At 60.9% G+C, this 21,764-nt stretch carries 29 protein-coding genes; 24 read left to right on the forward strand and 5 right to left on the reverse strand.

Annotation, left to right across the window (positions count from 1 at the left end; genetic code table 11):
- The first annotated feature begins 127 nt into the window (after nucleotides 1-127).
- The 19 genes from CAF76_RS16460 (at nucleotide 128) to recX (ending at nucleotide 13,698) form a co-directional block, all read left to right on the forward strand.
- Nucleotides 128-637 (forward strand): phage baseplate assembly protein V, encoded by a 510-nt coding sequence (locus CAF76_RS16460; RefSeq protein ID WP_085647818.1) that lies wholly within the window; start codon nucleotides 128-130, stop codon nucleotides 635-637.
- Nucleotides 637-1,035 (forward strand): phage GP46 family protein, encoded by a 399-nt coding sequence (locus CAF76_RS16465; RefSeq protein WP_007954906.1) that lies wholly within the window; start codon nucleotides 637-639, stop codon nucleotides 1,033-1,035. Before CAF76_RS16460 ends, CAF76_RS16465 begins: the two co-directional genes overlap by 1 nt.
- Complete coding sequence (locus CAF76_RS16470; RefSeq protein ID WP_074691337.1) at nucleotides 1,025-2,068, forward strand: baseplate J/gp47 family protein; 1,044 nt, start codon at nucleotides 1,025-1,027, stop codon at nucleotides 2,066-2,068. Before CAF76_RS16465 ends, CAF76_RS16470 begins: the two co-directional genes overlap by 11 nt.
- Nucleotides 2,056-2,655, forward strand: a complete 600-nt coding sequence (locus tag CAF76_RS16475) for a YmfQ family protein (RefSeq protein WP_011332730.1) — start codon at nucleotides 2,056-2,058, stop codon at nucleotides 2,653-2,655. Before CAF76_RS16470 ends, CAF76_RS16475 begins: the two co-directional genes overlap by 13 nt.
- A gap of 11 nt (nucleotides 2,656-2,666) precedes the next feature.
- Nucleotides 2,667-3,545, forward strand: a complete 879-nt coding sequence (locus tag CAF76_RS16480; protein ID WP_085647819.1) for a hypothetical protein — start codon at nucleotides 2,667-2,669, stop codon at nucleotides 3,543-3,545.
- A 17-nt stretch (nucleotides 3,546-3,562) separates the two neighbouring features.
- Complete coding sequence (locus CAF76_RS16485; RefSeq protein WP_085605284.1) at nucleotides 3,563-3,982, forward strand: tail fiber assembly protein; 420 nt, start codon at nucleotides 3,563-3,565, stop codon at nucleotides 3,980-3,982.
- Between the two features lie 70 nt (nucleotides 3,983-4,052).
- Nucleotides 4,053-5,204: a phage tail protein gene (locus tag CAF76_RS16490; protein WP_085647820.1), complete on the forward strand. Its 1,152-nt coding sequence runs from the start codon at nucleotides 4,053-4,055 to the stop codon at nucleotides 5,202-5,204.
- The gene (locus CAF76_RS16495; protein WP_085647821.1) at nucleotides 5,201-5,716 is read left to right on the forward strand and encodes a phage tail protein; all 516 of its coding nucleotides are present in this window, start codon (nucleotides 5,201-5,203) and stop codon (nucleotides 5,714-5,716) included. Before CAF76_RS16490 ends, CAF76_RS16495 begins: the two co-directional genes overlap by 4 nt.
- A gap of 127 nt (nucleotides 5,717-5,843) precedes the next feature.
- Nucleotides 5,844-6,938: a phage tail protein gene (locus CAF76_RS16500; RefSeq protein ID WP_085647822.1), complete on the forward strand. Its 1,095-nt coding sequence runs from the start codon at nucleotides 5,844-5,846 to the stop codon at nucleotides 6,936-6,938.
- A gap of 7 nt (nucleotides 6,939-6,945) precedes the next feature.
- Nucleotides 6,946-7,512 (forward strand): tail fiber assembly protein, encoded by a 567-nt coding sequence (locus CAF76_RS16505; protein WP_011332734.1) that lies wholly within the window; start codon nucleotides 6,946-6,948, stop codon nucleotides 7,510-7,512.
- 14 nt (nucleotides 7,513-7,526) lie between these two features.
- Nucleotides 7,527-8,447: a hypothetical protein gene (locus tag CAF76_RS16510; RefSeq protein ID WP_011332735.1), complete on the forward strand. Its 921-nt coding sequence runs from the start codon at nucleotides 7,527-7,529 to the stop codon at nucleotides 8,445-8,447.
- Between the two features lie 2 nt (nucleotides 8,448-8,449).
- Nucleotides 8,450-8,890, forward strand: coding sequence for a phage tail assembly chaperone (locus CAF76_RS16515; protein ID WP_085647823.1), 441 nt, complete (start codon nucleotides 8,450-8,452; stop codon nucleotides 8,888-8,890).
- A gap of 29 nt (nucleotides 8,891-8,919) precedes the next feature.
- Nucleotides 8,920-10,122, forward strand: a complete 1,203-nt coding sequence (locus CAF76_RS16520; RefSeq protein ID WP_064593862.1) for a carbohydrate binding domain-containing protein — start codon at nucleotides 8,920-8,922, stop codon at nucleotides 10,120-10,122.
- 11 nt (nucleotides 10,123-10,133) lie between these two features.
- Nucleotides 10,134-10,376 carry a hypothetical protein gene (locus CAF76_RS16525; protein WP_064593864.1) on the forward strand — a complete coding sequence of 81 codons (243 nt, stop codon included), beginning with the start codon at nucleotides 10,134-10,136 and terminating at the stop codon, nucleotides 10,374-10,376.
- A 56-nt stretch (nucleotides 10,377-10,432) separates the two neighbouring features.
- Nucleotides 10,433-10,996 carry a glycoside hydrolase family 19 protein gene (locus CAF76_RS16530; RefSeq protein ID WP_039771292.1) on the forward strand — a complete coding sequence of 188 codons (564 nt, stop codon included), beginning with the start codon at nucleotides 10,433-10,435 and terminating at the stop codon, nucleotides 10,994-10,996.
- The gene (locus CAF76_RS16535; RefSeq protein WP_085647824.1) at nucleotides 10,978-11,508 is read left to right on the forward strand and encodes a lysis system i-spanin subunit Rz; all 531 of its coding nucleotides are present in this window, start codon (nucleotides 10,978-10,980) and stop codon (nucleotides 11,506-11,508) included. Before CAF76_RS16530 ends, CAF76_RS16535 begins: the two co-directional genes overlap by 19 nt.
- A gap of 68 nt (nucleotides 11,509-11,576) precedes the next feature.
- Nucleotides 11,577-12,077 (forward strand): CinA family protein, encoded by a 501-nt coding sequence (locus CAF76_RS16540; RefSeq protein ID WP_085647825.1) that lies wholly within the window; start codon nucleotides 11,577-11,579, stop codon nucleotides 12,075-12,077.
- A gap of 83 nt (nucleotides 12,078-12,160) precedes the next feature.
- Nucleotides 12,161-13,219 carry a recombinase RecA gene (recA, locus tag CAF76_RS16545; protein ID WP_003222269.1) on the forward strand — a complete coding sequence of 353 codons (1,059 nt, stop codon included), beginning with the start codon at nucleotides 12,161-12,163 and terminating at the stop codon, nucleotides 13,217-13,219.
- An 8-nt stretch (nucleotides 13,220-13,227) separates the two neighbouring features.
- On the forward strand, nucleotides 13,228-13,698 hold the full coding sequence (gene recX / locus CAF76_RS16550; RefSeq protein ID WP_039771298.1) for a recombination regulator RecX: 471 nt from the start codon (nucleotides 13,228-13,230) through the stop codon (nucleotides 13,696-13,698).
- A gap of 80 nt (nucleotides 13,699-13,778) precedes the next feature.
- Here the strand turns inward: recX and CAF76_RS16555 are convergent, their stop codons facing one another.
- A complete protein-coding gene (locus CAF76_RS16555; RefSeq protein WP_085647826.1) occupies nucleotides 13,779-14,897 on the reverse strand; it encodes a TIGR00730 family Rossman fold protein in 1,119 nt (372 codons plus the stop codon).
- Nucleotides 14,898-15,248: 351 nt separating this feature from the next.
- Between CAF76_RS16555 and CAF76_RS16560 the strand changes: the two genes are divergently transcribed.
- A complete protein-coding gene (locus CAF76_RS16560; protein ID WP_011332745.1) occupies nucleotides 15,249-15,443 on the forward strand; it encodes a hypothetical protein in 195 nt (64 codons plus the stop codon).
- Here CAF76_RS16560 and CAF76_RS16565 read toward each other — a convergent pair whose 3' ends face one another.
- Nucleotides 15,444-15,869, reverse strand: coding sequence for a PA3611 family quorum-sensing-regulated virulence factor (locus CAF76_RS16565; protein ID WP_011332746.1), 426 nt, complete (start codon nucleotides 15,867-15,869; stop codon nucleotides 15,444-15,446).
- A 189-nt stretch (nucleotides 15,870-16,058) separates the two neighbouring features.
- On the opposite strand from CAF76_RS16565, the gene CAF76_RS16570 reads away from it, so the two are divergent.
- The 3 genes from CAF76_RS16570 (at nucleotide 16,059) to CAF76_RS16580 (ending at nucleotide 18,115) form a co-directional block, all read left to right on the forward strand.
- Entirely contained in the window at nucleotides 16,059-16,802 is a 744-nt protein-coding gene (locus tag CAF76_RS16570; protein WP_064593874.1) for a tRNA-uridine aminocarboxypropyltransferase, read from the forward strand.
- Nucleotides 16,803-17,026: 224 nt separating this feature from the next.
- A complete protein-coding gene (gene erdR, locus CAF76_RS16575) occupies nucleotides 17,027-17,677 on the forward strand; it encodes a response regulator transcription factor ErdR (protein ID WP_085647827.1) in 651 nt (216 codons plus the stop codon).
- Nucleotides 17,678-17,752: 75 nt separating this feature from the next.
- Nucleotides 17,753-18,115: a diacylglycerol kinase gene (locus CAF76_RS16580; protein ID WP_003222276.1), complete on the forward strand. Its 363-nt coding sequence runs from the start codon at nucleotides 17,753-17,755 to the stop codon at nucleotides 18,113-18,115.
- On the opposite strand, the gene CAF76_RS16585 is transcribed toward CAF76_RS16580, so the two are convergent.
- Nucleotides 18,112-19,038, reverse strand: coding sequence for a LysR family transcriptional regulator (locus CAF76_RS16585; RefSeq protein ID WP_011332748.1), 927 nt, complete (start codon nucleotides 19,036-19,038; stop codon nucleotides 18,112-18,114). The two genes, CAF76_RS16580 and CAF76_RS16585, sit on opposite strands and share 4 nt — an antisense overlap.
- Before the next feature lie 144 nt (nucleotides 19,039-19,182).
- Here CAF76_RS16585 and fpr point away from each other — a divergent pair, with 144 nt between their 5' ends.
- Nucleotides 19,183-19,962, forward strand: a complete 780-nt coding sequence (gene fpr / locus CAF76_RS16590; protein WP_007908723.1) for a ferredoxin-NADP reductase — start codon at nucleotides 19,183-19,185, stop codon at nucleotides 19,960-19,962.
- A gap of 69 nt (nucleotides 19,963-20,031) precedes the next feature.
- On the opposite strand, the gene tsaA is transcribed toward fpr, so the two are convergent.
- Together tsaA and CAF76_RS16600 are read right to left on the reverse strand one after the other, a co-directional pair.
- Nucleotides 20,032-20,730, reverse strand: coding sequence for a tRNA (N6-threonylcarbamoyladenosine(37)-N6)-methyltransferase TrmO (gene tsaA, locus CAF76_RS16595; RefSeq protein WP_178076182.1), 699 nt, complete (start codon nucleotides 20,728-20,730; stop codon nucleotides 20,032-20,034).
- A 157-nt stretch (nucleotides 20,731-20,887) separates the two neighbouring features.
- On the reverse strand, nucleotides 20,888-21,658 hold the full coding sequence (locus tag CAF76_RS16600) for an SDR family oxidoreductase (protein ID WP_085647829.1): 771 nt from the start codon (nucleotides 21,656-21,658) through the stop codon (nucleotides 20,888-20,890).
- Nucleotides 21,659-21,764: the final 106 nt, after the last annotated feature.

Below are 21,764 nucleotides of genomic sequence, written 5' to 3' on the forward strand. Positions count from 1 at the left end.
ACCTTGTGGGAGCGAGCCTGCTCGCGATAGCGGTAGACCTGTCAGTGCAGAAGTGTCTGCCAGATCGCCATCGCGAGCAGGCTCGCTCCCACAGGTGGGCGGTGGGCTGACATTCCAAGGAAACCCTATGAGCCTACTGACACGCCTGCTGGCGCGCGGCACTGTCGTGCTCGCCAATTCGGCATCCAAGCTGCAATCGCTGCAAATGCGCCTCACCGCCGGTGAAGTGAACGACGACCTGGAGCACTTCGAACCCTACGGTTTCACCAGCCATCCGCTGGCCGGTGCCGAAGGCGTCGTCACGTTTCTCGGCGGCGACCGTTCCCACGCCATCGCCCTGGTGGTCGCCGACCGCCGTTACCGCCTGCAATCGCTGGCGGCCGGCGAGGTGGCGATCTACACCGACGAGGGCGACAAAATTCACTTCAAGCGGGGGCGGATCATCGACATCGAAACCGCCACGCTCAATATCCGCGCCAGCACCGCCGTGAACTTCGACACGCCGGTGATCAACCAGACCGGCAAGATCGTCTCCACCGGCGATCAGCTGGCCGGCGGCATCAGCCAGATCAAACACGTGCACGTTGGCGTGCAGGCCGGCAATGGCCAGACCGGCGCGCCGGCGGGAGGTCAGTGATGCTGTTCAGTCAGAACCTCCACGCCGCGCTGACCCGTGCGGTGCTGATCAGCCTGTTCACCTGGCGCCGTGCCGCCGACGACGATGCCCTCGATGACGAGGAGCGTTTCGGCTGGTGGGGCGACACCTTTCCCACCGTGGCCGACGATCGCATCGGCTCGCGGCTGTGGCTGTTGCGCCGGGTCAAGCTGACCCGCCAGACCCAGATGGACGCCGAGTTCTATGCCCGCGAAGCCTTGCAATGGCTGATCGACGACGGCCATTGCAGCGCCATCGACATCATCAGCGAACGCCTCGACGCCCAGCGCCTGAACCTGCGCACGGTCCTGACACTGGCCGACGGCGAACGCCTGGACATCAACCCCGATAACAGTTGGCAGGTGATCTATGCCGTTTGAAACCCCTTCGCTGCCGGTGCTGATCAAGCGCACCCAAAGCGACCTGGCCGGCGATTCGCTGCGCCAGTCCGATGCGCAAGTCCTGGCCCGCACACTCGGCGGCGCCGCTTATGGCCTGTACGGCTACCTCGACTGGATTGCCGAGCAGATCCTGCCCGACACCGCCGATGAATCGACCCTGGAACGCATCGCCGCACTGCGCCTGAACCAGCCGCGCAAACCGGCGCAGGTCGCCACCGGCAACGTCAGCTTCAACGCGACGGCGGGCGCGGTGCTGGACGCCGATACGTTGCTGCAGTCGAGTGACGGCCGCACCTTCAAAGTCACCGCCACCCGCACCACCGTCAATGGCGTCAACAGCACCAGCATCGCCGCGCTGGAGGCCGGCAGCCTGGGCAATGCCGAGGCCGGGCTGGCGTTGACGCCGGTGCAGCCGATCACCGGCGTGGTCGGCAACAGTTTTGTGGTGCTGGCGCCGGGGCTCAATGGCGGCGTGGCGCGGGAAAGCCTGGAGTCGTTGCGCTCGCGGGTGATCCGTTCCTACCGCGTGATCCCTCACGGCGGTTCGGCCAGCGACTACGAGACCTGGGCGCTGGAAGTGCCGGGCGTGACTCGTGCCTGGTGCCGAGGCGGCTTCCTCGGGCCGGGCACCGTCGGCGTGTACATCATGCGCGACGACGATCCGCAACCGGTGCCGAATGCCGATCAACTGGCCGAAGTGCAGGCCTACATCGAACCGTTGCGCCCGGTGACCGCCGAAGTCCATGTGCGTCCGCCGGTGCAAAAACCGGTGACCTATCAACTGAAGCTGACCCCAGACACCACCGCCGTGCGCGCCGCCGTCGAAACCCAGTTGCGCGACCTGCATAACCGTGAAGCCGACCTGGGCGAGGATCTGTTGATCAGCCATATCCGCGAAGCGATCAGCAGCGCGGCGGGTGAAACCGATCACGTGCTCTCGGCCCCGGTGGCGAACGTGGCCGCGGGTGACAGCGAACTGCTCACCTTCGGGGGTTGCGTATGGCTGCCATAAGAACCGCCGCGCAATACCAGGCGCAACTGCGCGCCTTGCTGCCGAGCGGTCCGGCGTGGGATCCGGAGCGCGTGCCGGAACTCGAGGAAGTGCTGCAAGGCGTCGCCGTCGAACTGGCGCGCCTCGACGCCCGCGCCGCCGACCTGCTCAACGAAATGGACCCGGCCGGTGTCAGCGAACTGGTGCCGGACTGGGAACAGGTGATGAACCTGCCCGATCCGTGCCTGGGCGCCACACCACTGTTCGACGACCGTCGCCTCGCCGTGCGCCGCCGCTTGCTGGCGGTCGGCAGCCAGGCCGTCGGCTACTACCTGGAAATCGCCAAAAGCCAGGGTTACCCCAACGCCACCATCACCGAACTCGAAGCCCCGCGCATGGGCCGTTCGCGTTTTGGCGCAGCGCATTGGGGCACCTGGGAAGCGCAGTTCATGTGGACGCTCAACACTGGCGGCCGCTTGCTGCTCGGCCGGCGTTATGGCGCGAGTTACTGGGGCGAGCGCTTCGGCGTCAATCCGGGCTCGGCGCTGGAATGCCTGATCCACCGGGCGGCACCGGCGCATACCAAGGTGCACATCAACTATGACTAGGGAATAACGGGATGGATTATCCGAAAAGCATGCCCGGTGTGGGTCTGGTCAACAGCCGATTCGTCGATGAAAACCCGATCACGGGAACGCCGGGATCGTTGATTCCTGCCGAATGGGGCAATGCGCTGACCGAGGAAGTGTTGACGGTCATCAAGGCGGCGGGCATCGAGCCCACCGAGGGGTTGAACACGCAATTGCTGGAGGCGTTGCGCGGCAAGCGACTTTTTGAAACGCCTGCACAGTTCGACTCCAGCCAGAAGGTTGCGACGACGGAGTTTGTCCAGCGCGCACTGGGCAGTCTGGCGGGGCAAACCAACTACGTCGGTGAAGTGACGTTGACGGCCGCGGACGTCGGCAAACTCTCTATCTTCACTGGACCGAGCACGGCCACCTTGCCTGACTGGTCAAGCGTTCCTGCGGGCGGACTGGTATCTCTCGTCGCCAGCTCCGGTGGTTTGACGGTGAAAGCCAGAACTGGCGAAACCCTGAGTACCACCAATGGGGTCTCGGGTACCTCCCTTTCATTTGTCGGCGGCAGCTACGTGACCTTCAGGCGCCTTCTATTGGGCGGCGGGTGGGGGTTGGACACGGGGGACGGAGCACTCAAATACTCTCCGGCGTTCGGCGCTTCGTTGGGAACTGCCGGTGGCTATCAGCGTCTTCCCAGCGGCCTGATTCTGCAATGGGGTCTGGCCACGGGCGGCGGCCTCAGCGAAACCATCACCTATCCGATTGCCTTTCCCAACGCCGTGCTTTTCCTGTCCGGTAGCGATATTTCCCCGGGTTTCGCGGACCTGCGTTTTTCCTTTTACAGACTCTCGTTAAGCCAGTTTCAACGATTTTCAAACTCCGATCCCGGTGGCTGGAACTGGTTTGCCATGGGCTTCTGAAATCAAAGGTAAAGACGATGAAATTTATTGATTTTGACGCCCAGGGTGAACTCCTTGGGCGCTATGACCCGATGATTCACACGCAGATTCCGGCCAGCGCGGTGGAAATTTCCGACGAGCTATTCCTGCGCACGATCGATGAACGTGACGGCATCTGGCGATACACCGAAGGCAAGGTCACCAAGCACGCCTTGCCGAACACCTCGCAGCAAGTCGATGCCGAGCGGCGAGCAGCTGCGCTGGCGCGACGTGATGAGCTGCTGGCAGAGGCCGATCAGCAGACTGTCGGCATGGCCGATGCCTACATCGCAGGATTGCTGGATGCCGATGACATGCAGCGGTTCAAGGCTTACGCCACGTACAAGCTGGCACTGAACAAGATCGAAAAACAGCCGGATTACCCGCAACACGTAGTCTGGCCCGAACTGCCTGCCTGAGGCCGCCACTGGCCTGATCCCTGAAAACCAACCCTGAACATCATCCCTCTGAATAACGGGAGGTCCGCACGTGGACTATCCACAAAGTGTTCCCAGCGCCGGTCTGGTGAACGGGAAATTTATCGATGAAAACCCGCTGACCGGAACGCCGGGGTCGCTGATCCCTGCTGACTGGGGCAACGGCGTTACGCAAGAAATCATCAATGTGATCAAGGCCGGGGATCTGACCCCGGACGAGAAGAAATACGATCAGTTGTTGCAGGCAATACAGAGCGTTTCGGCCAAGGGCTGGAATCAGGATCTGGCGTTGCCATTGGCAGCGTTGCCGTTGCCAACGGTTGCCACGACGGATGCGCGGATGCCGATCACACCGGCCGCCGCATCGACCAGTGGCGGGCGAGTGTCGGTGCCGGCGGGTGTTTACGTCAGCATCGGTCAGGAAGTGGTGGCGGGGCAGTTGGGACGTTCGCGTACGTTCACCACTCAGGCCTGGAGCAGCGCCGATCTGTTACCGAGCTCGAGTTACTTTCTGCGAGCGCAGGTGGTGGGTGGTGCGCTGACGTTTTACATGCAGCGCGGGACGATTTATGACGCCAGCCCTGATGGCTTGAAGGGGACGGTCAATGGTGCTGCGGGGGGTGGGTTCCAGTCGACACCGCTGGATATCTGTCTCGCGTGGGTAGTCACGGCGGGTCCGGGATCTGTGCCGATTGTCCGGCAGATCTACAACCGTAACCGGTTGTCCTGGACTCAAGTGGTCAATGGCAATGGCGTGGTCTATCTGCCGCTTGACCCTCATGCGCGAACAGCGCGTCTGGTGGTCGGGAATCCGACCCCACACCCGACGGCTATCACTGGTGTGTCGTTTGCACCGGGCGGCTGGCTGGGAGGGAATTACTGTTTCCTCAATCCGACTATCAGTACGTCCAATAATTGGGACGGTTGGGGAACGGCAGGCGCATCGGTGGGAATCTTCACCAGTAACGTCGTCAACGACACCACGCTTTCAACGTTGACGGCCGGTTTCGATCACTCGGAACTGCGTTCGCTGTGGCAGGTGTACCAAGCCGAGCACACTTGGAACGCAGGGAATGCCGCCAGTGATGAATTGCTATTCGGGATGGGGATCAAAAGCTTTTCTCAAACCGATTATTCGAACGGCATCGCAGTCAATTTCACGGCGGCCGTGAATGTGCATTTGTCTTGGGAGTTGATCCGATGAACATCATTCAGGAACTGCATCAATTCGAAGACGGCTTGCGTCCGGTACCACCTTCTGCCGCCCATGAGTGGGACGGTGAGCAATGGCTTGCCAGCGCTGACAAAGCCGCGTTACTGGAGCAGCAGGAAACCGAACGCCTGTGCGCCGGGGTCGATGCCGTCGCCGACAGTGCGCGCACGACTTTGGCCGGTGATCCGCTCAAAGCCTTGGAATACGCCCAGGCTGCCGTCGACGCTCAGGCCTTTCAGGACGCCGGTTACCCGAAAAAGGAAGTGCCGCTGTCCGTCGCCGCCTGGGTTGCCAAGGGCCGTTCGGCGAAACAGTCGGCCGAGCAGATTCTCGACAAGGCCGCCCAGCTCAGCGACAGCCTGCTGACCCTGCGCACCTTGCGCCTGAAGGCCAAGACCCAGATTCGTGCCTGCGCAGGCAAAGGTCAGATGGATCAGGCCCGAGCTGCCGCCGATGAGGCGCTGCAGGCCATTCGTGAACTGACCGCCAACCCGGCCTCGTAACCGCAATCGCATCACCCAAGCCCACTTCATTGTGGGCTTTTTATTTTCAGGAACAGAGACGTCTGCGTCGCGGCGAAAGCTTGCGCGCGGCCACGTTTCATTTGTCATTACAGAGGAACGAGCACCCATGGATTACCCAAAAAGTGTCCCCAGCGTCGGCCTGGTCGATGGCCGCTTCGTCGATGAAAACCCGGTGGCGGGAACGCCCGGTTCGTTGATTCCGGCGGTGTGGGGCAACAGCGTTACGCAAGAAATTCTCAACGTGATTACCGGTGCCGGGCTGACAGCCGCCGAGGCCGATACCGGTCAGCTGCTCAGAGCCATTCAATCGATTGTCGGCAATGCCAGTCCTATGCGTTCAGTGGTGACACGGCTGACGGCTTCCAAGGCGCTGACCGACCCGGAGCTGGGCCTGGTGCTGATCGATGGCGGATCCAGTGCCGTGACGGTGACGTTGCCGCCGGCAAACGCGGCGCTGGGTGTGCGTGATGTGATTGTTCGGCGCATGGATAACAGCGGCAACCGGCTGATCGTTCAGGCGTCAGGTTCCGACCGCATTCGTTTTCACACGCACCTGTCACCCAGCGGTTATCCGTTTCTGGTGTTGATGGGCGGCGGGGACTGGTGGCAGTTGCGCAGCGATGCCGCCGGTAGCTGGTGGCCGGTCGGCCGGTTTGACAACACTCCACTTGGCCGGCCGTTTTTCGAGACAACCACCTTGCTCAGTCCCGGTGGTTACGGTGCGCTCAATGGCACGGTCATGAAACGTGCCGAGTGGCCCTGGTTGTGGGACCACGCCCAGCTTTCCGGAATGTTGGGCACCGAGGCCGCGCGCGCGGGCAACGAAGGTAAATGGACGTCGGGTGATGGTGCCGCAACCTTCCGTGGCCCTGAAGGGCGCGGTGAGTTTCTGCGAGTGCTGGACGAGGGCAGGGGCGTGGATGTCGGTCGTGCCATGGGTTCCTTTCAGGCCGGATCGATTCACTCGTATGCCATGGGTGCCAATGGTGCCGGTGCGGTGGGGGCGTGGTGGTCGGACAGCCTGACCGGCTTCGGTGCCGAGTCTCGTGAAGAGCCGCAATACGTGTCCGGACTGGTCAACGGCGGCCCTGTCTTCCCTGCCAATACGACCTACCAACGAGATGCTGCCAACACCTTGCTGCTGGCATTCAAGTCCCGCCCTCGCAACATCGCCTATCCCGGCCGTATCAAGCTCATCTGAGGTGCCTATGTTCAATTATCTGTTTGACGGCTCGGGCGCCTTGTCCGGGCCTGTCGAGTTTTTTGTGACCCCGGGGATCGGTATTCAACTGCCCGGCAATGCGGTGGAGTTGTCCTTTGAGTTGCCCGCGCCTGAAGCCGGTCGTATCTGGGCCTTGATCAATGGTGTTCCGCGAGAGGTGATTGACCGGCGCGGTCCGGTTTTCCGCAAGGACGGCGGCGGGCAGCAGATCTGGAGTGAGCTGGGAGAGTTACCCGATACCCTCACAACGCAGCCCTGGCCGGGGGAATTTCATGTGTGGCGCGGCGACGCCTGGCAACTGGATGAGCAGGCCCGCTTGCTCAGCATCAGCCAGCAGATGCTGGAGCAGCGCGACACGCTGCTGCGCGAAGCCGTCCTGCGCATCGCCCCCCTGCAATACGCCGAAGACATCGGCGATGCCACTCACGAAGAACAGATGCAGTTGCTCGAATGGAAGCTCTACAGCGTGGAGCTCAATCGCATCGACAAGCAGACAGGCTTCCCCCGGGAAATCACCTGGCCTTCGCTGCCAGGCCCCGTCACCACCGATTGATAAGGAGATGAATCTTGGACTATCCCAAAAGCGTACCCAGCGTCGGGCTGGTGAACGGGCAATTTGTCGATGAGGATCCCGTCGCCGGAAAACCCGGCTCGCTGATTCCTGCCGCTTGGGGCAACGGCGTCACGCAGGAAATTCTCAGTGTCGTACAGGCCGCCGGCATGACGCCCAACGAGGCGAACACTCATCAACTGCTCGACGCACTGCGCAGTCCGGGGTTGTTCACGACGGCTGCGCAATTCGATGTCAGCCGATCGGCTGCAACGGCCGAGTTTGTCCAGCGGGCGCTGGGCAACTACGCCAGCGCTCGCGGCATCTCCGGCTCGACCCAACTGACCCTGGCCGATATCGGCTGCTCGATCGGGATGGGCGGTAACGCTGCGTACACCGTGACCTTGCCGGACGCCACTGCAGTGCCCAGCGGCGCGACGATCAGCCTGCATTGCCGAAACAGCGCAGCGGTCACGGTTGCCAGTAAAACCGGTACGCAGATCAGCCCCCAGGGGGCCTATCTGGGTTCGATCACGATGAACGCGGGCGAGAGCGCAACCTTCGTCCGGGAGTCGGGTGTCTGGGTCGTTTACGGCACCGCAGCGTTGAAGTATTCGGCGCTCTATGCGTCGCAGTTCGCCACGGCCGGATATCAGAAACTTCCCAGCGGCTTGATCGTGCAGTGGGTGACCGGGGGCTCCGATGCGAATGGAGTCATGACGGTGTCGTTGCCGATGATGTTTCCCAATGCTGTCCTCGGCGGGATCGCCAATGAGGGTTATCCGGCAGGCTGGGGCAGTTCCAACGTCACTGTCTGGGCATTCGACGGGGCCAACTCCACGACATCGACGGTTGTTGCCAGGGTTCGCAATGTCCTGGCGTCGAGTGTGAAGGCTGAACCTGGAATTTCGGGGCGCATATTGGTTTGGGGACGATAACCATGGCTATTTATTTTCATGCACAGACACGCGGCTTTGAACTGGTCGACAGCCCCTATCCGGAACCACCTGAAGGCGCCGTGGAAATCACCCGCGCCCAATACGCCGAACTGTTTGCCGGGCAGGCAAGCGGCAAGGTCATCAGCGCCAGTGCCAGCGGTCAGCCCGTATTGAACGACCCGGTCATCACCCCGCAGGCACTGGCTTCCCGGGAGCGCGCGTGGCGCGACAACGTCCTGCAAGACACTCAATGGCTGGTGTGGCGTGACGCTGAAGAGCTGGAAGTCGGCGAGGGCACGACGCTGCGTACCGAAGAATTCAAACAGCTTCTTGCCTATCGGCAGGCAATGCGCGACTGGCCCAATGATCCGGAATTTCCGGATGCCCAGGCTCGCCCTGTAGAGCCCGACTGGCTTGAAGGCTTGCTGCGGTCGAACGGCTGAACCGTTGACCCGATCAATGAGGAATCAAAGTGGATTATCCGAAAAGCGTTCCCGGCTCAGGCCTGGAGAATGGCAAGTTCGTCGATGAAGACCCGATTGCCGGAAAACCGGGATCGTTGATCCCGGCCAGTTGGGGCAACAGTGTGACCCAGGAAATTCTCAACGCGATCACGGCCGCCGGCCTGACGCCGGATGAGGAGCAGACCGATCAACTGGCCCAGGCCATCCGGCAACTGGCGAAACCGGATCCGTTGCAGCAGTTTCCTGTGCAGGTGTATCGCAAGAATCTGTTGATCAATGGCGGATTCAATATCTGGCAACGCGGCACGACCAATCAGGCGCCGAACATCGGTGGGTATGTGGCGGATCGCTTCCGGTGCGACTGGAACGGCAACGCTGGTGTCAGCATTTCGCGCCAGGAATTTGCCCTCGGTCAAACGGAAGTCGTGGGTGAACCCGCTTATTTCCTGCGCTGGCAGCAGGCCACCGCAGGCACGGGAGCAACGGTGCATAAAGTCGCCCAGAGCATTGAATCGGTCAGGACCCTGGCCGGACGAATGGCGACAGTCAGCTTCTGGGCGCGATCCGATGCGACGCGTCCTTTGCGTGTCACGATTGCCCAGCAATTCGGGGCGGGCGGTTCGGAGGGTGTCGTGAAGGTTGTCGACGTCTTTCAACTGAGTACGTCGTGGAAGAAATACAGCGCAACGTTTCAGGTGCCAACCATCGCCGGGAAAATGCTAGGCGTGAATGACTGCCTGACCTTGTCGTTCGATCTGCCGCTCAACGTGTTGCAGACCGTCGATCTGGCACAGATGCAATTGGAGGAGGGGCCGGTTGCGACAGCGTTTGAATACCGTCCGGCGGCGGAAGAGCTGAGCCTTTGCCAGCGTTATTTTGAGAAGTCTTTTGCTAACCGTCTGCAGATCCGTTCGAACAATGGTGCCGCAACCTGCATTGGTAACTTCACCCAGGCTGCGGTAGCCAATACCGGTCAGTACGGTATGAGCATCGATATGCAGGTGCTCAAGCGCGTACAACCTACCATCGTGCTGTATTGCCCGGGAGATGCGAGCAATCAAGTCTGGCATCAGGGCCTGATGAAGGCGTGTACGGGAACCGTTTTGCAAAGCGTGACCGAGAGAAGCTTTGCCATTGCCACTGTGACTCCTGTCGGCAGTGTTCCCGGGCAGATTTTGCAGATCGAATGGACCGCGGACGCGGAAATCTAGGAGGTAAGTCCATGAGCTATCAGCTCACATCGTCTGGCGTTCTGCGCCTGGGTGATTCAGCGTTCATTCCACAGGATCCGACCAACCGTGACTGGCTCGAGTACCAGGAGTGGCTGGTTTCCGGGGGACAGGTACTGCCTCTGGATCTGCCGCTCGAGAGTGCGACGGCCAGCCAGGGCATGCTGGGGTTGTTCAAGCGAATGATCCAGGTTTCCCCGGACAGCACGCTGAAAACTGAGGTAAACAATGGCTGATCAGCTTTGGTCGCCAACCGTGATTCAATCGGCGCATCCAGGGAGGACCGAGCATTATGCAAATCACTGAAGACAACCTACTCAACATCATGCCCAACGCCCGCCGCCAAGCGGGCGTTTTTGTTTCACCGCTCAACGATGCGATGGCGCGCCATCGCATCGACACGCCCAAGCGTATTGCCGCGTTTCTCGCCCAGATCGGACACGAATCGGGGCAATTGCAGTACGTGCGTGAACTGGGCAACAACCAATACCTGAGCAAATACGACACCGGTACGCTGGCGTTGCGTCTGGGCAACACGCCCGAGGCCGATGGCGACGGGCAGAAATATCGCGGGCGCGGACTGATCCAGATCACCGGCCGCACCAACTATCGCCAGTGCAGCCTCGGGCTGTTTGGTGACGAGCGCTTGCTGGCGCTGCCGGAACTGCTGGAACAACCGCAATGGGCGGCCGAGTCTGCCGCATGGTTCTGGGCGCAGAACGGCCTGAACGAGCTGGCGGATCAGGATCAGTTCAACAGCATCACCCGGCGGATCAACGGCGGGTTGAACGGCTTGCAGGATCGACTGGAGCTTTGGGGGCGGGCGAGGGCGGTGTTATGCCAGCCTTCGGTCTGAGCGTCTGGCGGCTGATTGGCCTGGTGCTGTTGGCCGCAGGGTCGGCGGCGCTGGCCTGGCAGTTTCAGGACTGGCGCTACGGCCGCCAACTGGCCGAACAGGCCCGGCTGCAGGCCGAGACCCTCAATCAACTGACTTCGGCCGCTGCCACCGCGCAACAGGCCGAACAGGACAAGCGTCTGGCCCTGGAGCAACGGCTCACGGCCAGTGAACAAACCCATTACCGAGCTCTGAACGATGCCCAACGTGATCAGGATCGCCTGCGCGATCGTCTTGCCACTGCTGATCTGCGCCTGTCAGTCCTCATCGACGCAGGCGACGCTGCCCAAGGCTGTGGTGTGCCAGCCGCCTCCGGCACCGGCGGCGTGGATCATGCAGCCATACGCGCCCGACTTGACCCGGCGCATGCTCGACGAATTGTCGCCATCACCGGCGAAGGCGACCGCGGACTGATCGCCTTGCAGGCTTGTCAGGCCTATATCAGAGCGCTGGCGCCTGCACATTTTGAATAAGCTTGTGTATTGAAAGCGCAACCGGCTCGTGTACGGTGGTACCCATTCCATCCGATCCGGAGCGCGCCGTGAAAGAAATCACTCAACTGGCGGCCGAACTTGGCCGACGTCTGCAATTGCTCAATGCCCACGTCACGACGGCCGAGTCCTGTACCGGTGGCGGGATTGCCGAAGCCATCACCCGCATTCCTGGGAGTTCGGCGTGGTTCGAGGCGGGTTACGTGACCTACTCCAACCGCCAGAAAACCCAGCAACTGAATGTACCGACGGAGCTGTTCGGCACCGTGGGTGCAGTCAGTCGCGAGGTGGTCGAGGCCATGGTGCGCGGCGCCCAGGAAAAAAGCCTGGCGCGGTTTGCCGTGGCGGTCAGCGGTGTGGCCGGGCCGGACGGTGGTTCGCCGAACAAACCGGTGGGTACCGTCTGGCTGGCGTGGGGCGTGGGCGACCAGGTTTCCAGCGAGGTCCAGCACTTCCCCGGCAACCGCGACGACGTCCGCCGACAAACGGTGAAGGCCGCGCTAGAGGGCTTGCTGCGACTAGCGGCACGAGAAATCGAAAATCAGGGGTAGGCGATCCGTGAACGCTGTGGAATAATACTGGCTACTTATACAGGTGTTGGCCGTCAGGCCTTATTGATTACGTGAGGACTTTAATGGACGACAACAAGAAGAAAGCCTTGGCTGCGGCCCTGGGTCAGATCGAACGTCAATTCGGCAAGGGTGCCGTAATGCGTATGGGCGATCAGGACCGTCAGGCGATCCCGGCCATTTCCACCGGCTCTCTGGGTCTGGACATCGCACTCGGCATCGGCGGCCTGCCAAAAGGCCGTATCGTTGAAATCTACGGTCCTGAATCTTCCGGTAAAACCACACTGACGCTGTCCGTGATCGCCCAGGCTCAAAAAGCCGGCGCGACCTGCGCCTTCGTCGACGCCGAACACGCCCTCGACCCTGAGTACGCCGGCAAGTTGGGCGTCAACGTCGACGACCTGCTGGTTTCCCAGCCGGACACCGGCGAACAGGCCCTGGAAATCACCGACATGCTGGTGCGCTCCAACGCCGTTGACGTGATCATCGTCGACTCCGTGGCCGCGCTGGTACCGAAGGCTGAAATCGAAGGCGAAATGGGTGACATGCACGTGGGCCTGCAAGCCCGTCTGATGTCCCAGGCGCTGCGTAAAATCACCGGTAACATCAAGAACGCCAACTGCCTGGTGATCTTCATCAACCAGATCCGCATGAAGATCGGCGTGATGTTCGGCAGCCCGGAAACCACCACCGGTGGTAACGCGCTGAAGTTCTACGCCTCGGTTCGTCTCGACATCCGCCGTACTGGCGCGGTGAAGGAAGGCGACGAAGTGGTCGGCAGCGAAACCCGCGTCAAGGTTGTGAAGAACAAGGTTGCTTCGCCGTTCCGTCAGGCCGAGTTCCAGATTCTCTACGGCAAGGGTATTTACCTGAACGGCGAGATGATCGACCTGGGCGTACTGCACGGTTTCGTCGAGAAGTCCGGCGCTTGGTATGCCTACGAAGGCACCAAGATCGGTCAGGGCAAGGCCAACTCGGCCAAGTTCCTGGCGGACAACCCGGAAGTCGCGGCCAAGCTTGAGAAGCAACTGCGTGACAAACTGCTGTCGCCAGCTGTGATTGCTGATTCCAAGGCTTCTGCGGTCAAAGAGACCGAAGACGACCTGGCTGACGCCGACATCTGATTGCACCGATGACAACCGCCGTACTCGATACCCTCGTCGCGGTGCGGCGAACCGCCATGGACCTGCTCGCACGCCGCGAGCATGGTCGAGTCGAGCTGACGCGCAAACTGCGTCAGCGTGGCGCTCCCCCCGAGATGATCGAAACCGCCCTCGACCGTTTGACGGAGGAAGGGCTGCTTTCCGAAGCCCGCTATCTTGAAAGCTTTGTTTCCTATCGCGCCCGCTCCGGTTACGGCCCACTGCGGATTCGCGAAGAACTGAGCCAGCGCGGTTTGCAACGCGCCGATATCGAACTCGCCTTGCGTGAGAGCGGTATCAACTGGCAGGAGCAGCTAACGGACACGTGGCAACGGAAGTTCTCCGGACAGCTTCCCGGTGATGCCAAGGAACGCGCCAGACAAGGTCGATTCCTGGCGTACCGGGGATTCTCGATGGAGATGATCAACCGTTTGTTCAGCGGAAGAGGGATGGACGATTAAATCGCTCCAGCTTCAGCTCAGCTTCATCTAAAAAGTAAAAACGGCCCGCTATTTCGATAGCGGGCCGTTTTTTTTTGCCTTCACGTTACCTTCGACGGTTCGCGGGTGCGTTGCGCGGTCTGGGGTTTTGACTGGGCCCAGTTTTCCGGCTGGTTGATGTAGTCCACCAGCTCCCGCAGACGCCCGTGGTTTCGGGCATTGAACGCGAATGCCAGGCGCGTCAGGTGGCTGAATTGAGCTTCGTCGTGCTCTTCGCCGGCGTAGGCGTGTTGATGGAACTGATCACTCAGGCACAGATCGGCAAAAGCCTCCTGCATATGGTCGAGGGCCTGATCGCTAAGTTTGTGATTCATGCGAATGACAAACTGGCGCTTGAGCCAGCGGCTGGAGTGGAAGTTGCCGTAGAACTGGTTGATCTGCTCCACCGCCTCCTCAACGTTGTAGACCAGGCGCATCAGCTTCAGGTCGGTCGGCAGGATGTAGCGGTTTTCCTCCAATTGCTGACGGATGAAATCCAGTGCGCCTTGCCAGAACGTTCCGCCCGGTGCGTCCAGCAGCACCACCGGCACCAGAGGGCTTTTGCCGGTCTGGATCAGCGTGAGCACTTCCAAAGCTTCGTCCAGGGTGCCGAACCCGCCCGGGCACAACACCAGCGCATCGGCTTCCTTGACGAAGAACAGCTTGCGGGTGAAGAAGAAATGGAACGGCAGCAGGTTATTGGTACCGTCCACGGTGGGGTTGGCGTGTTGCTCGAAGGGCAGGGTGATGTTGAAGCCCAGGCTGTGATCGCGACCGGCCCCTTCATGGGCGGCGGCCATGATTCCGCCGCCGGCACCGGTGATGACCATCATGTTCGAGCGGGCCAGCGATGCCCCGAGTTCCCGAGCCATGGCGTAAAGGGGATGTTCGACCGGTGTACGAGCCGAGCCGAACACCGTGACCTTGCGTCGTCCCTTGAACTGTTCGAGCGTGCGAAAGGCCTGCTCCAGTTCGCGCAGGGCTTGCAGGGTGATCTTGGCATTCCAGCGGTTGTGATCTTCCTGGGCCATGCGCAGCACGGTCAGGATCATGTCGCGGTAGATGGGGGAATTCGGGCTGTTGGGTGACACCAGGTTGAGTTGTTCTTCGACCTTGCTGATGAGGTCGGGGCCGCTTTCCTGAAAATGACGGCTGAGCAGGTCATTTGGTTGGTAAGGCATGCAACTTCTCCTTCTGCACAGAGCTTCCGGCCCTGACGTGCGACGTCAGTGCCGCGCTGCAAGAAAACAAACAGCCGGCAGCTCCTTTCCTGCCGTTAATAAAGATCGGGAATACGTTGAATCTAGACCCTCAATGCATTTTTCGCTCATTGAGCATCGCGCCGCAAAGTCTTTGCTGGCAACTGCTTATTGCCGCTTTGCGAGGTGTTTTCACCGCTCGTCCGATGCAGCGTCGAGGGCTGAATGCTCTGATTTACTAAGTTAAAGGCGCCGTACGACAACTTTGCGTCAACGAGCGTACGCAAGGTGCACGCTATTCAAGGATTTGCGGGTGGCAAGGAGGCGGGACACATGACCAGAGTCATTCTGGAGATCGATGCGCAGCTGTATCGATTGTTGAAAGCATCGGCCGAGACCAACCATGTGAGTCTCGAAGAGGAGTGCTGCCGACGCCTGGCGGGAGGGGAGCGCCGCTCGCGTTACTTGCAGGCCTTGCTGGCCGAACTGCGCGCCGAGGATGAACAACGGCGCGCCACGTCGAGATGATTACTTCTTCTTCGCTGGAGCCGCTTTCGGGCAATCCGATTCCTGGTAGCTGGCGGAGCCGATCGCCTTGTTGGTTTTCACTTCGGTGAAGTCATAACGCATGATCGCGCCCTTGGCCATCAGCTTGCGGTACGACGGGTTGTTGCAGACCGAGGCGCCCAGCTGAAAATACACGGCTTTCGGATCGGCGCGCATTTTGTCGGCGTGGCTCTTTTGCACGCTCAGGTGATTGACCAGCGTGGTGCCTTCGACGGTGTAGCCCTGATCAAGAATGTCTTCGTTGATCGCCCGTGGCGTGCCGACGCTGCTTTGTGCGGCGACATTGCGCAGCTCTCGGTTCAGATTCTGCTCACTCAGGGACGCAGCCTGAGCGCTGAAGGACGAAGCCAGCAGAATGGCAGCGGTGGGAACGATAAGGCGCAGCATGAAACTCTCCTGGTTCAGTGACTGGTGGTTCGACCAGCCACGTGACTGTGCGTTCAGTGGCGGCGAATTATAGGGGAGCCGGTCGGGAGGGTACAGGCTTGTCCCCGTCGCTCTGGTAAACTGCCGCCCTTTATTGCCCTGCCGAGTGTCGTTCGTGTCGAGTTTTCCTGTCTGCCGGTGCCGCCTGCGATGAATCATGCCCCCAACGCCGTGGCCCGCCTGCGCGACCAGCGCGAGGATGAAGGCATCAAGCCGATCCAGGCCCGTGGCTTTCGCTCCCCGCGCTGCCGCGATTGCCGGGTGATCATCAGCCATTGCCTGTGTGCCTGGCGGCCCACGGTCGATGCGCGCTCGGGCGTTTGCCTGATCATGACCGGCAAGGAAGTGTTCAAACCCAGCAACACCGGCTGGTTGATCGCCGACATCGTGCGCGACAACCATGCCTTTATCTGGTCGCGGACCGAGCCCGACGAGCAACTGCTGGCGCTGCTGAACGACCCGCAATGGCAGCCGTATCTGGTGTTTCCCGGCGAGTACGTCGAACCTTCGCGGGTGACCAACACCGTGGATCTCGATAGCAGCAAGCGCCCGCTGTTCATTCTGCTGGACGCGACCTGGACCGAAGCCCGGAAGATTTTCCGCAAGAGCCCGTATTTCGACCGTTTGCCGATCCTCAGCCTGTTGCCCGACAAACTGTCGCGCTATCGCCTGCGCCGTTCGACCCGCAGCGAGCACCTGTGCACCGCCGAAGTGGCGGCTCTGTGCCTGGAGCTGGCCGGCGATTCGGACGCGGCGTCGGCGCTGGATGCCTATTTCGATGTGTTCAGCCAGCATTACCTGGGGGCCAAGCAGCAACTGGACGTCGATGTGTCGACGCCGGCCCACGCCGAATTGCTGCCCTATATCCGAAACGCGGCGCCAGTACCGGCCTGATCCTGGCCCATACTGCTAAAGCAGTGGCCGTGCGGCTTGACCACCCCGGCTTCGCTGGTCATGCTTGGCGCCGATTGGGGTGCGGCCAAGGTTTGAAACGCCGCTTTTGTTCGTGATTGGCGTTGAACGTGCCCCTGTGGATACCGCTGCCGGGCGGTATCTGGATTTGCTTTGGCACGACCCGAATGCGCGGGCCTGCCATCAAAAACAGGATCATTTGAAAAATGGCCACATACGACATCCTGATTGCCGATGATCACCCTCTTTTTCGTAGCGCACTGCACCAAGCGGTGACGATGGGCCTTGGCCCGGATGTACGCATGGTGGAGGTGGCGAGCATCGCGGAGCTGGAAGCCCGCCTGACCGAAAAGGCTGACTGGGATCTGGTGCTGCTGGACCTGAACATGCCGGGTGCTTTCGGGTTTTCCGGGCTGGTGATGCTGCGCGGCCAATACCCGCAGATTCCGGTGGTGATGGTTTCGGCCCAGGAAGAAGCCTCGGTGATGGTCAAGTCCCGGGAATTCGGCGCCAGTGGCTTCATTCCCAAATCCAGCGACCTGAGCGTGATTCAGGAAGCGGTGCGCAAAGTGCTGGATGGCGACGTGTTCTGGCCGCCCCAGGCATTCGAGGCGGTCAGCGTTTCGGATGAAGCCAAGGCCGCCAGCGATGGCCTTGCGAGCCTGACACCGCAGCAGTTCCGGGTGTTGACCATGGTCTGCGAAGGCTTGCTGAACAAGCAGATCGCCTACGAGCTGAGTGTGTCGGAAGCGACCATCAAGGCCCACGTCACGGCGATTTTCCGCAAGTTGAACGTGCGGACCCGGACCCAGGCAGCTTTACTGCTGCAACAACTTGAGTCAATTCCGAGCCAGTAAGCACTGGCGTCTTCACGCTTTTTTGACTTTCGTTGATCTAGCTTCCCCACTTCCTTTCGGTCGGTTATCTACTTTATGTCACCTTTCAAGGGCCAGACGGGCCTGAAACGCATCCTCAATGCATCCGGTTATTCGCTGGACGGCTTGCGCGCCGCCTTCACCGGCGAAGCCGCTTTCCGCCAATTGGTACTGCTTAACGTGGTGCTGATTCCGCTGACGTTTTTCCTCAATGTCAGCCGGGTCGAGCAGGCGCTGCTGATCGCGGTGTGCCTGCTGGCGCTGATCGTCGAGCTGTTGAATTCGGCGGTGGAGGCGGCTATCGACCGCATCTCGCTGGAGTTGCACCCGCTGTCCAAGAACGCCAAGGACATGGGCAGTGCCGCACAATTCGTGGCACTGAGCATGATCGCGCTGGTGTGGGCGGTGATTCTGCTTTAAGCGATGCTCGGCAGAACGATCTCGTCGCTGCGTTGCACCCCGGCGGTGAAGGCGCGGCACAGATCGAGGAATTCGCGCATGGCGGAGGTTTGGTACTTCTGTTTGTGCCAGATGAAATAGAACTGCCGCGCCAGATCCAGATCCGGCGTCTCCACCGGCACCAGGCTGCCGCGCCGGAAGGCGTCACGCAGCGCCAGACGCGAAATACAGCCAATCCCCAGACCTGATTCCACCGCGCGTTTGATCGCTTCGGTGTGTTCCAGCTCCAGCCGGATGTTCAGCGCGCTGCGGTGATGCCGCATCGCCTGATCGAACGTCAGGCGCGTCCCCGAACCCTGTTCCCGCAAAATCCACGCTTCATGGGTCAGTTCCTCCATGGTCGCGCTGCCGCGTTTGGCCAACGGATGTTGTGGGGCGCAGAACACCACCAGTTCATCCTCGACCCAGCTCTGTACTTCGATGTCCGGGTGGCTGCAATCGCCCTCGATTAGACCCAGATCAATTTCGTAATGAGCAACCTGTTGCACGATATTGGCAGTGTTCTGCACATGCAGCTTCACCTGGCTTTCCGGGTGGCGCTGCATGAAACCGCCGATCAGCAGCGTCGCCAGGTAATTGCCGATGGTCAGGGTCGCGCCCACCGACAGTGAGCCGAAACCGGATTTGCCGTTGAGCAGGTCTTCGATTTCCTTGGCCTGATCGAGCAGGGCCACCGCTTGCGGCAACAACTGTTTGCCGAGGGCGTTGAGGCTCAGGCGTTTGCCGGCGCGATCGAACAGCTGGCAGCTGGACTGGCGCTCCAATTCGGTGATGGACGTGCTGGCGGCCGATTGCGACAGGTTGAGCAGACCCGCAGCACGGGACACGCTCTCCTGCTGGGCGACAGCGACGAAGACTTGCAGTTGACGAAGAGTAAATCGCATATCGATATAACCGATAACCCTTATCTTAATAATCCAGTTAACAGATATTGTCGGCGCTATTAGAATGCGATGCAATTGCGCACCGTCGGCATTCTTCAACACCAGCCGGGCAGGCGCAGATCAATCTCCAGGAGTCCCACGTACATGAGCAACATGAACCACGAGCGTGTCCTCAGTGTTCATCACTGGAACGACACTCTGTTCAGCTTCAAGTGCACCCGCGATCCGGGCCTGCGCTTCGAGAACGGTCAGTTCGTGATGATCGGCCTGCAACAGCCAAACGGCCGCCCGCTTATGCGCGCTTACTCGATCGCCAGCCCGAACTGGGAAGAGCATCTCGAGTTCTTCAGCATCAAGGTGCAGGACGGTCCGCTGACCTCCCAGCTGCAGCACCTGAAGGAAGGCGATGAGATCATCATCTCGAAAAAACCGACCGGCACCCTGGTGCTGGACGACCTGAACCCGGGCAAGCATTTGTATCTGCTGAGCACCGGCACCGGTCTGGCGCCGTTCATGAGCGTGATCCAGGACCCGGAAACCTACGAGCGCTTCGAGAAAGTGATCCTGGTTCACGGTGTTCGTTACGTCAACGAAGTCGCCTACCGCGAATTCATCACCGAGCACCTGCCGCAGAACGAGTTCTTCGGCGAAGCGCTGCGTGACAAGCTGATCTACTACCCGACCGTGACTCGCGAGCCGTTCGAAAATCAGGGCCGTCTGACCGACCTGATGCGCAGCGGCAAGCTGTTCAGCGACATCGGTCTGCCACCGATCAACCCGCAGGACGACCGCGCGATGATCTGCGGCAGCCCGAGCATGCTCGACGAAACCAGCGAAGTGCTCGACAGCTTCGGCCTGAAGATCTCGGCGCGTATGCGCGAGCCGGGTGACTACCTGATCGAGCGTGCATTCGTCGAGAAATAATCCCGACGATGCAAACAGAAAAGCCCGCGTTGCCTGAGAAGGCAGCGCGGGCTTTTTCGTTTCCGGAGTTCACGCCTCGGCGGGGATGACTTCCAGGACGCGGATCTGCTCCGGTGTCGGGTAATGCCAGCGCACATCCAGATCCCAGAACTGCGCGCCGTATTCGCGCTCTGGCGCGGGCGTCTGATACGCCGGGCGCGGATCCTGAGCCAGGCATTGCTCGATTAGCTCGACCAGCGGCTCGGCCAGGCGCTGAGCGTGCGTGTGCGCCTGTTGCAGCGCCGCATCCGTCCACTGCACGTCGATCAGGTGCGGCGCGGCACTGGCGATGCTGTTGGAGGCGTCAGCGATGATATCCGCGTAAGGCACGTAGGGTTTGATGTCGAGAATCGGCGTGCCATCCAGCAAGTCGATGCCGGAAATGAACAGACGATTGGCCTCGACCTTGTCCAGCTTCACCACCGACTGGCCGATGCCGTTCGGCCGGTGCGTGGCGCGGGTGGCGAACACGCCCATGGACTTGTTGCCACCCAGGCGCGGAGGGCGGACCTTGAGGCGTGGTTTTTCTTCCAGCGCCTGATGGAACAGGAACAGCAGCCAGACATGACTGACCTGCTCGAGTCCCTGTACAGCGTCGCCCTGATCGAACGGCGCCACCAGTTCCAGCACGCCACGGGCGGCGGGGGCCAGTTGCGGCTGGCGCGGGATGGCGAACTTCTCCTTGAAACAGGAGCGGACGAAGCCGATGGGGGAAACGCTGTAAGTCATGGTGTGCATTCGAAGCGGAGCAGGGCGGGCATGATAACCCGGCAGGCTTCAAGTCTGGTGCTGGCAGATCTGGCCTCTTCGCGAGCAGGCTCGCTCCCACAGGGGAACGCATTCCAAATGTGGGAGCGAGCCTGCTCGCGAAGGCCGCGTCGCCGAGCTAAAGACTGAACCCTCCATCCAGTGGAATGATATTCCCGGTCATGTAGGCCCCGGCGGTACTCGCCAGGCTGATCGCCAGCGCCGCCATCTCTTCCTCGCGGCCCCAGCGTTTCATCGGGATCAGTGCGGTGTCTTCGGCAAGCGCCTGCTGGTCGCTGCCGATGTGCTGGGTCATCTTGCTCGGGAAACGACCCGGTGCGATGACGTTGACGTTGATGTGCTGGCTCACCAGTTCCCGGGCGAGAATCCGCGACAGTTGATGCAGGGCAGCCTTGCTCGGCCCGTAGGCATAGGCCTGTTCACCGAAGGAAGAAATCCCCGCCACCGAACCGATGTTGATGATCCGCGCCGGATTGGCTGCCGACCCGGATTGGCGCAGCAACGGCAGAAACTGCTGGATGCAACTGAACACCGAGGTCACGTTGAGCTGCATGACTTTCTCCCAGCCCTTGACCGGGTAGCTCTCCAGCGGCGCGCCCCAGGTGGTGCCGGCGTTGTTCACCAGAATGTCCAGATGAGTGATCTGCTCGCCCATTCGCGCAACCAGCTCTTTCACGCCTTCTTCGGTCGCCAGGTTCGCCGCCATGCCCTGACAAGTGCCCAGAGCACTGAGTTCTTCAGCGGTTTGATGACAGGCTTCAGCGTCACGGGAGCAGACGTATACGCGGGCGCCGGCTTCGACAAAGGCCTTGGCGATCATTTTGCCGATACCACGGGTGCCGCCGGTCACCAGGGCGGTGCGGCCTTGCAGGGAGAAATACGGGTGCATGGCGAATCCTGAGGGCTAGGGTTCAGTACACCCTAGTCGCCGGCCGCAAAAAGCGGAGCCACTATTTTTCGAGGGAATGGAGGGGCATGCATGAAAACGGCGACCG

Source organism: Pseudomonas sp. B40(2017) (assembly GCF_002112855.1).
In the GTDB taxonomy this organism is placed as follows: domain Bacteria; phylum Pseudomonadota; class Gammaproteobacteria; order Pseudomonadales; family Pseudomonadaceae; genus Aquipseudomonas; species Aquipseudomonas pharyngis.